General features: G+C 64.6%; 13 protein-coding genes. 2 read left to right on the forward strand and 11 right to left on the reverse strand.

Features of this window, described 5'->3' with window-relative positions:
- Window positions 1-48: 48 nt before the first annotated feature.
- From TTER_RS14150 to TTER_RS15915, 4 genes are all read right to left on the reverse strand, one after another.
- Window positions 49-927, reverse strand: a complete 879-nt coding sequence (locus TTER_RS14150) for an HPr kinase (RefSeq protein WP_012876731.1) — start codon at window positions 925-927, stop codon at window positions 49-51.
- Window positions 924-1,184: a PqqD family protein gene (locus tag TTER_RS14155; RefSeq protein ID WP_169302710.1), complete on the reverse strand. Its 261-nt coding sequence runs from the start codon at window positions 1,182-1,184 to the stop codon at window positions 924-926. Before TTER_RS14155 ends, TTER_RS14150 begins: the two co-directional genes overlap by 4 nt.
- A gap of 38 nt (window positions 1,185-1,222) precedes the next feature.
- The gene (locus tag TTER_RS15980) at window positions 1,223-2,023 is read right to left on the reverse strand and encodes a hypothetical protein (protein WP_179943789.1); all 801 of its coding nucleotides are present in this window, start codon (window positions 2,021-2,023) and stop codon (window positions 1,223-1,225) included.
- Window positions 2,024-2,092: 69 nt separating this feature from the next.
- Complete coding sequence (locus TTER_RS15915) at window positions 2,093-2,311, reverse strand: hypothetical protein (RefSeq protein WP_169302674.1); 219 nt, start codon at window positions 2,309-2,311, stop codon at window positions 2,093-2,095.
- On the opposite strand from TTER_RS15915, the gene TTER_RS15970 reads away from it, so the two are divergent.
- Both TTER_RS15970 and TTER_RS14170 read left to right on the forward strand, forming a co-directional pair.
- On the forward strand, window positions 2,298-2,942 hold the full coding sequence (locus TTER_RS15970; RefSeq protein ID WP_174259466.1) for a hypothetical protein: 645 nt from the start codon (window positions 2,298-2,300) through the stop codon (window positions 2,940-2,942). The two genes, TTER_RS15915 and TTER_RS15970, sit on opposite strands and share 14 nt — an antisense overlap.
- A 309-nt stretch (window positions 2,943-3,251) precedes the next feature.
- The gene (locus TTER_RS14170; RefSeq protein ID WP_012876735.1) at window positions 3,252-3,932 is read left to right on the forward strand and encodes a hypothetical protein; all 681 of its coding nucleotides are present in this window, start codon (window positions 3,252-3,254) and stop codon (window positions 3,930-3,932) included.
- Window positions 3,933-4,126: 194 nt separating this feature from the next.
- Here the strand turns inward: TTER_RS14170 and TTER_RS14175 are convergent, their stop codons facing one another.
- The 7 genes from TTER_RS14175 to TTER_RS15925 form a co-directional block, all read right to left on the reverse strand.
- Window positions 4,127-5,716: an O-linked N-acetylglucosamine transferase, SPINDLY family protein gene (locus TTER_RS14175; protein ID WP_012876736.1), complete on the reverse strand. Its 1,590-nt coding sequence runs from the start codon at window positions 5,714-5,716 to the stop codon at window positions 4,127-4,129.
- Window positions 5,717-5,729: 13 nt separating this feature from the next.
- A complete protein-coding gene (locus TTER_RS14180; RefSeq protein WP_012876737.1) occupies window positions 5,730-7,487 on the reverse strand; it encodes an ABC transporter ATP-binding protein in 1,758 nt (585 codons plus the stop codon).
- Between the two features lie 93 nt (window positions 7,488-7,580).
- The gene (locus TTER_RS14185) at window positions 7,581-7,778 is read right to left on the reverse strand and encodes a lasso RiPP family leader peptide-containing protein (RefSeq protein WP_012876738.1); all 198 of its coding nucleotides are present in this window, start codon (window positions 7,776-7,778) and stop codon (window positions 7,581-7,583) included.
- Window positions 7,779-8,053: 275 nt separating this feature from the next.
- Window positions 8,054-9,364, reverse strand: coding sequence for a tetratricopeptide repeat protein (locus TTER_RS14190; protein ID WP_012876739.1), 1,311 nt, complete (start codon window positions 9,362-9,364; stop codon window positions 8,054-8,056).
- Between the two features lie 19 nt (window positions 9,365-9,383).
- On the reverse strand, window positions 9,384-11,372 hold the full coding sequence (locus TTER_RS14195; protein ID WP_012876740.1) for an asparagine synthase-related protein: 1,989 nt from the start codon (window positions 11,370-11,372) through the stop codon (window positions 9,384-9,386).
- Window positions 11,369-12,589 carry a hypothetical protein gene (locus TTER_RS15170; RefSeq protein WP_206536550.1) on the reverse strand — a complete coding sequence of 407 codons (1,221 nt, stop codon included), beginning with the start codon at window positions 12,587-12,589 and terminating at the stop codon, window positions 11,369-11,371. Before TTER_RS15170 ends, TTER_RS14195 begins: the two co-directional genes overlap by 4 nt.
- A 66-nt stretch (window positions 12,590-12,655) precedes the next feature.
- Window positions 12,656-12,829 carry a hypothetical protein gene (locus TTER_RS15925; RefSeq protein WP_012876742.1) on the reverse strand — a complete coding sequence of 58 codons (174 nt, stop codon included), beginning with the start codon at window positions 12,827-12,829 and terminating at the stop codon, window positions 12,656-12,658.
- Window positions 12,830-12,927 lie beyond the last annotated feature (98 nt).

Below are 12,927 nucleotides of genomic sequence, written 5' to 3' on the forward strand. Positions count from 1 at the left end.
AGGCAGGGTGTGAAGCCTCTATTGCGAGAAGGTTACGAAGAGGTTGAGTTAGCACCCGCCGATGATTCTTATCAATGCAACAGCATCGCGCAGGTCGCTGTAGCGCAGCGTGTAGCACTCCGTGCCCTCAAGCAACCTGGCGGCCGCGGCCACGCCGATCGCCCCCAGGGCACGAGCACTGAAGGACTGCGAGAGCAGCAGGCTGAGCACCTCGCTCTTGCTGGCGCTCTCGAGGCTGGGAGAGGCCATCGGCACGTAGCGCGGTACCACCACGTGCCTCACCACCACGGGGGTGCTGGCCCACAGGGGCTCGGGCACGTCCAGGTACCTGAGCGTCCGGCCCCAGAGCTGCGTCGTGACGGCTGCGCCTTCCGCCCACGGCACACGTGACCTCAGGAGGTCCCAGGAGCCCGTCTTGATGCACGGGTTGCGGGGGAAGGCTGCGAGCTCCAGGGTGCAGGGGTCCACCACCGCCAGCTCATCGGAGCACAGGCGGAAGCCCTCCTCGAGCAGGGCGACCGTCAGCGTGCTCTTGCCACCTCCGGAGGGCGCCGGCAGGAGCAGCCCCATATCACCCCTGGCGAGCGCCCCCGCGTGCAGGAGGAGCTTCCAACGGCCTACATGCTCCACGGCATCGTTCACCACCTGCCATTCCATGAAGGCCGACAAGTCTTCGAGCTCGAGGCGCTGCAGCAACGCGCCATCTCTGAAGATCAGACAGAGCCCATCTCCATCTGCGCAACCTATCTCGTAACTGGCGTGGGGCAGGGTGCCACTGAGCTGGCGGGTAGCCCGCACGGGCAGGATCCCGCGCAGAGGGGAGAGCAACTCCCAGGGGCCGGCTATCCTGGCGTGGAAGCCACAGGCGTCGTACTCGAGCTCGATGGTGGAGGGCCTGCAGCTAACCTGGCTTGCATGAGAAGTCATCCCTCCGCCCCCCGCACGCATCCGTCCGTGAGTATCAGGCCGGCATCCCGGAGGTACTCCGCCAGCTCGAGGACATCGCCCAGGGCCTCATCCGGATCGACACCGTACTCGTCCGCTATCCGCGTGGACGCTGCCAGCAGCGATGTCCGCCCGTCCAGCAGCTGCCACACCCGGGCGGCGGTGGCGTTGAGCAGGAATGCCTGATCTCCCCCGTCTGGATAGAGCACCAGGTCCTCATCGAGGCTGTGTGCCGACACGCCCTCGCGGCGCGTCGGCACGGCATCAGGGGTCACGGCTAGCACTCGACCGAGACGCATGTCTGGGTTGTCCTCCCACCAGGGAAGTTGTGGTGCTCGCCGTAGCTGACTACTATGTGCACCTTGTACTTGTTCTTGGCCTTGATGCTCGAGCTGCTTATCGACAGCGTGAAGCAGGTAGTGGCTCCTTGAGGTCCAGGAATGATAGTCCCCGGCACCAAGGGGTTGTTTCCTCCGGTCGTGCCGTTCAGGGTGACGACCGAGTTGTTAGGTTCGCCGCAGGAGCCAAAGCCACCCTTCTTCGGCTTCTCCTCCACGTACACCGTCACACCCTTGATCTTGCAGGAGCCATCATCATCGCTGTCGTTCGTCACGCACACGCTGCCGGTGATGGTCCCCTGCGAGCAGGAAGCCTCGGCCGAGAGCGAGAGGCTACAGGCGTTCCCAGGCGAGGGGCTGGGGCTGGCGCTAGGACTCGGCGAAGGTGATGGACTAGGTGACGGTGATGGGCTTGGAGAAGGACTCACCGACGGGCTGGGTGAGGGCGTCACTGAAGGCGAGGGGCTGGGGCTAGCACTCGGCGAGGGTGACGGGCTGGGCGACACCGAGGGACTCGGTGACGGTGATGGCGAGCCGCTGGGGCTGGGTGACGGCGGGGCCGACCCACTGGGCGACGGGCTCGGCAGAGGCGATACCGCCAGCACCGAGGGCAGCCTCACCCCCTTAACGCTTGGCTTGACGTAGACGCCGGCCGTCACTATGCCCGTGGCCACGGCGGTGCCCCTCAGGAACCGCCTACGAGTCAAGTTGACGTCGTTGATGCCAGGTTTATCCTCCATGTCTTCCTCCTTAGATAAGTGATCATCCAGGCATTACACTATGGTAGAGCAATCGCCCGGCAGGGGAGTTTAATCCTCGTTGAGGTTTTGTTGAGAATCCTGCTCAGGTGCACCCTCCGTCTGATGCTGATCTCGCTGGGATCTGCGCTGCAGCAGCATGTCTATCCCCTTGCCGGTCGCAAGTATGTAATAGACGAGCGCCGGGAAGACCAGCGCCCCGCCGGCACCGGCACTGGGCAGCCTCGGGATGATCGGTGACGGGCTGGGCGATGGCTTGGGTGAGGGCACTCCGATCCCACCGCCCGGCGGCGCACCACCTCCTGGTGAGGGCGACGGGCTGACGCTGGGTAGCGGCGAGGGCAGCGGAGACCCTGAAGGACTAGGCGAGGGGCTCGCCGATGGCCTCGGTGAGGGACTCGGCAGAGGACTCACGCTCGGTGACGGACTGGGTGAGCCCGACGGGCTGGGCGATGGTCCCACGGAAGGACTGGGGGACGGGAATGGGCTGCCCGACGGGCTCGGTGACGGCATCGGACTTGGACTGCCCGATGGCGAAGGCGATGGACTTACAGATGGGCTGGGCGATGGCGTCACCGAAGGCGAGGGGCTCGGCGAGCCGCTCGGCGACGGCGATGGACTAGGCGACGAGCTCGGCGACGGTGATGGGCTTGGAGAAGGACTCACCGACGGGCTGGGTGATGGACTGGGCGATGGCGAGGTCGACGGACTCGGCGAGGGGCTGGGGCTAGCACTCGGCGAGGGTGACGGGCTGGGCGACACCGAGGGACTCGGTGACGGTGATGGCGAGCCGCTGGGGCTGGGTGACGGCGGGGCCGACCCACTGGGCGACGGGCTCGGCAGAGGCGATACCGCCAGCGCTGAGGGCATGCGTATCCCCGTTATCGCCGGCTTGATATAGGCACCAGCCATCGTAGCGCCGGTGGCGGCTGCAGCCCCACGCAGGAAGCGCCTGCGACTTAATCCTGTGGCTTTATCCTCGTCCCTGTACTCCATGTGCCTTCTCCAAGAGCTTATTCAAGTTGTTGCATTCATGATAATGCGCGAGTCGGCCGAATGGGTTTAGCCCAGGTTGATGTTTCGTTGAGATTATCCTCTATGCAACTGCGCATCGCGTTAGGTAGCCTCTCGTGGTCCCGCTGCCGCGCTTTGGGCTATAATGCCCTTGCGGAGAGGCGAAGCACCTCCTAATACCTAGCAGGGGTGAGGTATGCCCCCAAGATGGGCGCGATGGGCAGCTGGCTGTGGTACCGCCTATGCCCTGTTGTTGTTTGTCGGGAGCATCCTGGAGCGCGCTGGACCCAGACAGGAGCCCTCGCTACAGGCGACGGCAGTGCAGATCGCTTTCTTCTACGCCAGCCTCAGCAAGCTGAGCACCCTTGGGAGCTACCTCTCCCTCCTAAGTTACCTGCTCTTCCCACCTTTCCTTGCCGGGCTCTGGCACGCGTACAGGCAGGAGCCCCCTCCGAGGACGGCCCTCCTGTGGGTGGGCATGGCGAGCGCGCTGGTAGCGACCTGCATCCATCTGGTGGGCGAAGCTGCCTGGGTAACGGCGGCCGTCGTGGCCCGCTCCGAGCGGGGCATACAGGTGGAGGTCGCCCGCACGCTCCTGTGGGAGGCCTACCTGCTGTGGGCCACCAGCTGGCCGCTGTACGGCCTGTTCACGGGCGCGCTGGCCCTCCTGATGCTGGGCGAGCGGGGAGCATCCCGCCTACTGGGGGCTGTGGGGGCGCTGGTAGCGCTCCTCCTGATCGCCTCGAGGCTGACGTTCCCCTCCAAGGCGGGCGTGATCGCCTTCGACCTCTACCTTGGGTGGGTAGCGGTGGTGGGGCTGGCGATCTGCCTGGGAGGTATCCTTCAACCTAAGGGGAAAGAGAGCGCTATAGAGTAGGTAAGTCGCCCCCATCGCTAGCTCGAACGCCAGGACGTCCAGCTCGGTCAGGCCGTGCGTGGGGGAGAGCGAGAGCAGGAGCCTCCCCTCCGCGTACTGGGGGAGGAATTTGCCCGGGCCGGTGATGCCCACGACAGTCAGGAGCAGCAGCACGCAGGCGAGCGCGACCTTTGCAGCCCGCGGCCACCAGCTCATCAGGCTCCTTGCCTCCCAGCCGCGGTCTGGCATGCGTCTCGCCACATGCGCCGGTACGCATCCTCCAGCTCCGCAGTGAACGACCCCTGGTCGCTCATGCTCACAGACCTCAGCCACCTTCGTAGATGCTCCCTCAGGCGCGCCAGGGTGCCCAGGTCCCTCCCGAGCCCCAGCGCTATATCTATATACTCCTCCTGAGTCCTGGACACAAGCTCTTGCAGCCCAGCCCACCTCAGCAGGGAGGAGGTGGCGCGGCCCGCCATGTCCGCTCCCTCCAGGGTGACGACCGGTACCCCCATCCAGAGAGCCTCGAGGCTCGTCGTGCAGCCGCTGTACGGCAGGGTGTCCAGGGCAACGTCTATGTCGTTGTAGGTAGCCAGTAGGTCGGTCCTTGGCATCGGACTAAGCAGCTCCAGGCGCTCGCCAGCCACACCACGACCTTCCAGAGCCCTCATGAGGCGCGAGCTGGTCACGGGATCTTGTAAGCCTGTGGCTATCAGGCGCAGGCGAGCGCGGGGCAGAGCGAGCAAGATCTTCGCCCAGAGGTCAAGCACCTCCGGGCCGATCTTGGACAGCCTGTTGAAGCAGCCAAATACGGGGAATCCCCTCCCCAACGGATCGGCGGGTGCCCATCCCGGGAGATCGGGCGGTGGGTTGCAGGGCAGGTAGAAGCGCGAGAGCCTGACTAACCTTTCCGTGTAGAGCTCGTCGCTACCTGGAGGGCACAGGTGCTGATCGCCTACTAGGTAGTCCATGGCCCTCATCCCCGTCGTGTTGATGGCCGCCAGCCAGGTCACCTGTACCGGCGCAGGCCGCCGCGCGAAGGCGAACAGGCGATGCATCCCCAGGTGCCAGCTGAGGTCGACCAGGATGTCGATGCCATCACGCCGAACCAGCTCGCAGAGCTCTGCGTCCGTCAGGGGCCACACGTCTCGCCACCTATCCGACAACGCGCGCAGCCTGTCCGTGAGAGCATCCGACCGGGGATCGTTGCTGTAGCAATACACCTCGTAAGCCGTACGATCGTGCGCCTCGATCACCGGCTCGAGGAAGTAGCCAACCGGATGGCAGCGCAGCTCACCCGACACGTACCCTATGCGCAGCCTTCTGTGGGGGTCAGGGTCGACAGGCGTGGCAGGGACGGGAGTAAGGGGATCGGCGTACCTGCGGGCCCAGTCGAGAGCCAGGATGTGGCGGGCCCGAGGATCATAGAGCGCGCTGTAATGGAGGGCTACGTACAGCCCACTGTGTGCCCTGTGGTAGTCGGGACGCAGCTCGAGCGCGTGGTGTAAGCTGGTTATCCCCCGCTCTACCTGTCCCGAGGCGACGAGCACGTTGCCCAGGTTGTAATGATAGCTGGCCTCGCCCGGGTCCAGGGCGACGGCCCTCCTCAGGAGGGTAGCGGCCAGCCCGTAATTGCCGCACTCGCCGTGCAACAGCCCAAGCAGGTGCAGGGCCTCGGAGTTGTCCGGGGCGATCTGCAGCACGCGCCAGCAGGCCCGCTCGGATGCCAGGACATCCCCCGACCGCTGCGCTTCGTGGGCATGCGAGAGCAGTGCCTTGATCGTGGCTGCGTCCCGGGTCGTCATCCGTGGCCCCGGCTCAAGTTAGCGCGGCGGGCAGACGTTGCCCGTCCACTCGCGGGGCGAACTGCAGGTCGAACAGCTCTTGGTAGAGGCCTCCCTGCTCGAGCAGCTCGTGATGGGTGCCTTGCTCGACGATGCGCCCTCCCTCCATCACGAGGATCCTGTCCGCCCGCTGGACGGTCGCCAGGCGGTGAGCTATCACGAACGCGGTGCACCCGCGCATCAGGTTCTCCAGAGCCTCCTGCAGCAGATGCTCCGAGCGGGCATCCAGCGCCGAGGTGGGCTCGTCGAGGATCAGGATGAGCGGCTTGCGCAGCAGGGCGCGGGCGATCGCCAGCCGCTGCTTCTGGCCCTCCGAGAATCGCACGCCGCGCTCCCCCACGAGGGTATCCAGCCCGTCAGGTAGCTGCTGGATGAACTCCCAGGCATTGGCGGCCTTCGCCGCGGCGATGATCTCCTCCTCCGTAGCTCCCTCCCTCCCGAAGGCTATGTTCTCGCGCACCGTGGTGGCGAACAGGAACGTATCCTGGAAGACTATAGCTATCCTGGAGCGCAGCTCGTCCAGCGGGAGTTCTCGGATGTCTCGACCGTCGATCAGCACGCGCCCCTCCTGAGGGTCGTAGAAGCGCGCGATGAGGCTCACCAGCGTGCTCTTGCCGGCCCCGCTGGGCCCGACCAGGGCGACGGTCTCCCCGGCCCGAGCCACGAACGACACGTCGTGCAGGACTCGACTGTCGGAGCTGTACCCGAAGCTCACGCCTTCGAAGGCCACCTCGCCCACCATCTCACAGCTCGCCCGGCTGCCCGCCAGATCCTTCACCTGTGGCTCGCGGTCCAGGAAGGCATAGATGCGGTCAGCCGACCCCAACCCCTTCTGGATGCTGCTCGCGAGGCCCACGAGCTGTCCCGCTGGCTGGAAGACGTAGGTGAAGAGCGTGCGGATCGCCACGAGCGTGCCGATGGTCGTCTCGCCACGCAGCACCAGGTAGCCGCCGTAGCCCACGATGACGAGCGACACCGTGAGGGAGAAGACGCTCTGCCCAGCCCCTATGGCCGTGTCTATATAGGCCACGCGCATGCGCAGCCGCAGCAGCTCCATGAGGGTGGTGCTCAACAGCGTATGTTGCAGCCTCCCGCGCCCGAACGCCACCACCTCGCGCAGCCCCGCTAGGTTCTCCTGCAGCCGTTCGGTGAGCTCCGCAGCCTTCTCCTGCGCCCGCCTGGCCGCGGGCCGCAGCGGGCGGGTAACGATCGCGGCCAGGATCGCCACTATCGGCGGGATGATCCCGGCTGCCAAAGAGAGCTGCCAGTTCAGGCGGAACATCACAAATATGCCCACGACTATCGCTATCAGGCTGGAGACCCCACCCAGCAGGGTGCTGCTGAACAGGGAGGCGAGACTGGGGGCATCGTTGACGAAGAGCGCCAGCGTGCGACCGGTGTGCTCCCTCCGGGCGAACGCCAGGGAGAGCCTCTCGCACTGCGCGAACAGCCTCTGGCGCAGATCCATGCTCAGGCGCTCGTTCAGGTACACCTGCATGGGGCCGGCGATCAGCCCGATGACCGATGTGAGCAGCCACAGCAGACCGTAGAGGGCCAGCGTGCCCGGCAGGAGATCCATCCTGCGCGCCAGGAGCACGCCGTCGATCAGCCGCTTCTCCACGACTGGGATGGAGATGGCAAGCAGCGGTGTGCACGCCGAGAGCACGAGTAGTGGCAGCCACACCCTCCACAGTTTGCGGTTCTCCGACAGATATCGAAGCAGGTATCTCATCCAGACTCAAACTCCCATGCTTACTGTCCAGTTAAGGGATCATTGACGGGGAGTCATATCCCCGCCAACGCGCACCAGATCCCCGGGACCAACTTACACCGAGCCGGTCAGGCAGACGAAAGGATTAGAGTTGCCGCTGCTCCCTGGGCCTTCCTCTGGCAGGGAGCAGTTATTGTTGGCAACAACCTGTCCTTTGACGTTGTAGTCAGGAAGGTTACCGTGCTGGCCCAGCGTCAACCTCGTTAGGCCGCCGTACTCCACTAGTGTGGGTGCTGTATACGTCTTGGTCATCTACTTTGTCTCCTTTTGAGCGACGTTTCTATGGCATCCCTCCCGCTCAAGGAAGGATGCCAGTCAGAAGGGCGAGCTGCCTGCCGGGTGCGCAGCAGCGGAGCCTCGCCCGCCCAGATCCACATTCACCCCCAATATCGTGCATCAACTGGCGCAAGACATTGTGAGGATGTACCTGATACAGGTTATCAGCAGGATATGCCCGTGGCGTATCCTTAATATTGAGGTTAAGTTGAGAGTTGATAGCAGCCGCATGCGATCTGAGAACTCCTGCCTCAAGCCTCCAAAGAGGGCTTTCGCAGGACAGCGATGTACCCTCGTACGGGCTCGCCCCTCTCCAGCCGAAGCGTGCACGCCTCCAGCTCGAGCAGCACCAATCCAGCCCGGGTGGAGGCCTCCCGCAGGTAGCCCTCGCTGTGCGCATACCTGCCTGCCGCGTGGAGGACGTAGTTGCCGGAGTCGGCGCGCTCGAAGGACGCAGCCACCACACCTCCAGCCCTGATAGCCCTGGATGCGCTGCTGAGTACGGGCAGGAGATCACCGAAGTAGACCAGCACGTCTGCCATTACTATCAGGTCGTAGAGCTCGTACGTGCCGGCGAGGCACTGCGTGAGCTCGGCGCATATCAGCTCGTCGTAGACCCCACGCTCCCTGGCCCTCTCCAGCATACCCCTGGACAGATCAACTCCCACCAGCCTGCGGGCAACAGGGCGCAGTAGAGGTCCACAGAGCCCCGTGCCACAGCCAGCATCCAGCACATCCAGCTGCCATGCCCTCGCGCCGAGCCAGCGCGTCGCCACACCGACCACCAGCTCGGGCGCGCGGTACCTCAGCACCTCGCGCAGCTGGGCATCAAAGCTGGAGGCGAACCTGTCGAAGTGATGGACGATGAAGCCGTCCGGCGCCCGCGACGGGGCGTAGCTCCCCTTTAGTGCCTCGAGGATAAAGGGGATCTCGGGGTTGTCGGGGGCGAGGGCGCTGCCGCACTCCAGCACTCTCAGCGCCTCCGCGGTTCTGCCCTTGACACGGTACACGGTCGCCAGCGTCCAGTGAGCGTCGGAGTAGCTCGGATCGAGCGCCAGGGCGGCTCGGAAACACTCTCTGGCCTCCAGTAGCCTGCCCAGTGAGCATAGGGCGTTCGCCAGGAAGAAGTACGACCTGGGGCGTTCGAATTCGAGCGCCAAGGATCTGCGACAGTGTTGCTCGGCCTCAGCGAATCTTCCCACCTCCTGCAAGGCGCCTCCCAGTGCGCAGTGGGCCTCGCCACACTCTGGGTCTAGCGCTATCGCCTGCTCAAACGATGCCAGGGAATCTGGGAGCCTACCCAAGTCGTACAGCACCTTCCCCAGGCTGCAGTGTATGGAAGGGCTACCCGGATCGCAGCTCAACGCCTCTCGGAGGAAGCCCTCCGCAAGCTCCAGTTTACCCGTCCTGTGCATGATGCGCCCCAGCAGGTGCAGTGCCTGCGGCCTGGAACCTCGGTGCAGCAGGGCGCGGCGACAGGCTTCCTCAGCTTCGACGTACCTGTGCTCCCCGTACAGCCTGCGGGCCTCATCGAGCTCGTCTAACTCTGGCCTCGTACACATCACACCGTCCTCCACAGGCTCACCTCGGCCCAGCCCCCAGCATGGCTCGGTCCTGCCAAGGTGGAGGGACCGTCACCAACTGCGGTCTTGGGAGCTCAAGGGCTCGCAGCCATGTTTCCAGCCCTATGATGTACATCACGTAGAGGAAGTCGGGGCCTCGCTCGCCCGCCCTCATCGCTTGGAGCCTCTGCCAGAACCTCTCCTGTACCACGTACCCGCGCTCGGCGATCCTGGGGGTGCCACCGGGACCGAACACTGCCTTGTAGTGATGCCAGTTGAGCTCCAGCTCTCGCTCAAAGGCTGAGGCAAAGTGAGTCTTGGAGGTGCGGGTGCGGATGGTCTCCGGCAGGATGCCCCGCATCGCCCCCCGCAGCAGCCGCTTGGAGCCCGCGTAGAACTCGTCCGTCTCGGGATGCGGCCGATACTTCACCTCCGGCGGCACCCTCAACAGATACTCGTGCAGCCGCCTGTCCGCATAGGGCTGTGCTACCTGCACGCTCCAAGGTACAGGATGTACCTCTAGCGGTGGCGGGTACAGCAGGTCATATTCCTCCTGCCTAGCGGGCGAGGAGAAATGCCTGCGGCGTTCAGATTCGAACATTGCCTCGATCTGCCTGGTACCTAGCTCAACCCTTAGCGCCTGCGGCATCCAGTCAGGCAGCAGCCTCTCCGGCGACTTGGGAGCGGAGCGACGCAGGTGCCCCAATATGATCCGTCGCTGGAGGGACATCGGGAGCAGAGGCGCCAGGCAGTATAGTAGCAGGATACGGCGCCAAGGATCACTATGTGTCCTTCTATAGGTCCGCAGGTACAGCAGCAGGTCTCCTACCTTCCCATGGCGGATGAGGGAGTCGAACACCAAAGGAGAGCCCGCAATGCAAGCATCGGCTATATCTCCGGTCAGGAGCAGCCGCACCCCTGCCGAGGTGACGGTCCCCATGATAAGGTCCCAACCCTCGCTCATGCCCATGTTCGGCGCCACCTGAAAGCCCATCGGCTGGGGCTGCAGCCTGCCGGCATAACCACCGGGCGGGACATAGTGGGCATCTATGCCATACATCTTCTGTATAGCCTCGATAAGAGGCCTCTCGTCGCACTCCAGATCGTCATAGACCGTGCTGAAGGTCGCTATACCCCCGCCCTGCACTCTGCCCGCCGTGTACAGCGTCTGTGCGGTGCAGGCGATGGAGGAGGAGTCCAGGCCACCACTGAGCAGCACCCCCACAGGCCCCACAGACCTCAACCTGTCCCCCACACACCGCGAGAACACCTCCCACAAGTGCTCCGCATACTCCTCCTCCCGCCTGTACCGGATCTCCCTCACACCCCCAAGCTCCCAGTAGCGCTCCCTGCGTACCTCGGAGGGCGTCACCACTAACACACATCCCGCCTCTACGGACCACACATCCTGATAATAAGTTGCAGCCTCCTGCTTCTCGCTGGAGAGCACGCTGGATGGCAACAGGAAGGTGCGGATCTTCTCCTCGTTGGGCAGCACGGGCACTCGCGGGGCCTGCAGCAGCTGCTGGATCTCAGAGGCGGCATAGAATACGCTGCCATCCACCCTGTAGTACAGTTCCCTGCGCCCACTGGTGTCGCGGGCGCACAGCAGCCTGCGCTCGCGCGGGTCCCAGATGACTACCGCGAAGTCGCCCAGCAGCCTGGGGAAGGCCTCCAACCCCCACTCCTCATAGGCTAGCAGGACCAGCTCGGCATCGCTGATCGCGGTCGGCGTGAGCACGGATAGCATGTCAAGCAGCTCCCGCCTGTTATCCAACCGCAGGTCGGCCGAGATCGCACACCCAGTGCGAGGACTCACCAGGGGCTGCAGATCCAGCTGATCTTCGGGAGTCACTACCATTCTCGCGTGTCCCAGCACTACCTCTCCAAGGAACCTGATCTGCACGCCATCTGGTCCTCTATAGGGCGCAGCGGCAAGCATCGCGCACGCCTCCAAATGGTCTGGAGCCCCACCATCGCGTCGGAAGATCGCTACCACGCCGCTCATGCCTCACCCTCCAGATCCCGTAGGAGCGCTGCGTACACTTTGTCCTGATGCTCGAACCCGCTGGGATAGCTGAGCAGCCTCACTGGCACCCGGCGGACGACCTCGCTGTAGACAGGCAACAACTGGGCCGCATCCTCGGGCTGCAGGAGCGCTCGCAGCGCCGTGTGCTGGGTGAGTGCAACCAGAGCCGCCCTGCCCTGCAGGGGCGTGATCACCACATCGTCGCTGCGCCATCGCCCTGGATCGTACCTGTCGAGCAGATAGATGGCCCTTACGCTCGTGGGGAGCTCGCTGAATGCTCCTGTACCTTCCAGGCTGAGCAGGTGCTTATCGTAGCCAGGTATCAGCGCGTGCAGGCCCTCCTCCCCGCCGAGCACCCTGACGGCAGTGTGCCGCCAGAGCCTGACTACCGGTACGCCCGGGAAACCCAGGACCCCGGAGGACGAGACCCCCAAGGGCAGGGCGTCGTCGGTGAGCACAGCGTGCCCCCTGACCATGAAGGCGCTGAGCATGGTCGTCTTCCCCTGCCCCTTGTCCCCCAGGAACACCGCCGCGCCCCGATCGGTGATGACCGCGCCCGCGTGGAGCACCGGACGCCCCAGCCTCTGGACGGCGAACACCCCGACCTGGCCAAGCAGGACGTGCCCCAGGATATCGGCGGGGACATCCCTCTCGGGGTAGACCTCTACTCGTCTCCGCTCGGGGAGCAGGTGGAACGTCCCGACCGTGTCATGCCAGAGCCAGAGGCCATCCTCGCCCTGGTGCAGGCGCGTGGCCACGCGGCCCTCGTGACAACGGCCATAGCAGCGCATCTCGGCGAGCACTGGGCCCTCGAGGGGAGCTAGCCCTCCGCCGTCGCTCGCAAGGACCATCTCCAGCTCCGGCTCCGGTCGGGGCTCCCCTCGAACGGGAGCTATGGGCAAGGGCACGTCGCTGCGTACCAGGAGACCGTACATGGCGTACAGGTCCGACCCCTGGGGGAAGCTTCCGGGTTGGTCATCACGGGCGTGGTATCTAATCAATAAGAATTCTCCTGCTATAGGCTCTTGAGAGCAAGCATAGTGGGCGTACCTGCAGGATAGGTGGAGCAGCAGTTGAGGTAAGGTGTCGGACGGCAGGGATGGACAGAGCTCCTTTGGATGCCGTAGAGGTGCCAGGCCATGCGCGCGAGCACCCGCCCCAGTGCTCAGCCTCCCCCCGGCGATGCCAGCACCCAAAGATGAGACCTCGGCAAGGCCGGTTGACCTTGCCGAGTCACCCGCACCGGACGCCAGTAGTTACGCTTAGAAGCGCACGCACGCGCCGTACGGCACGTTGTTGGTGCACGTAGGGTTGTTGTTGTCTATGACCAACTGATTGTTGGAGACGACGTAATCGGGCTTGTTGCCGGTTGCGCCAGCGGTTCTATCTTCTACCCTGCCGTACTCCTTGAGCTCGGGGCTCCTGTACTCCTTCATCCTGCTCACCTCCCTTCCGTGCCAGATATGCTTGGTCCGGTGCCGCGGCACGCTCGACACCAGGGAAGAAACGATCCTTGCCCCTGTCCGGTGCGGAT

Source organism: Thermobaculum terrenum ATCC BAA-798, assembly GCF_000025005.1.
Taxonomy (GTDB): Bacteria; Chloroflexota; Chloroflexia; order Thermobaculales; family Thermobaculaceae; genus Thermobaculum; species Thermobaculum terrenum.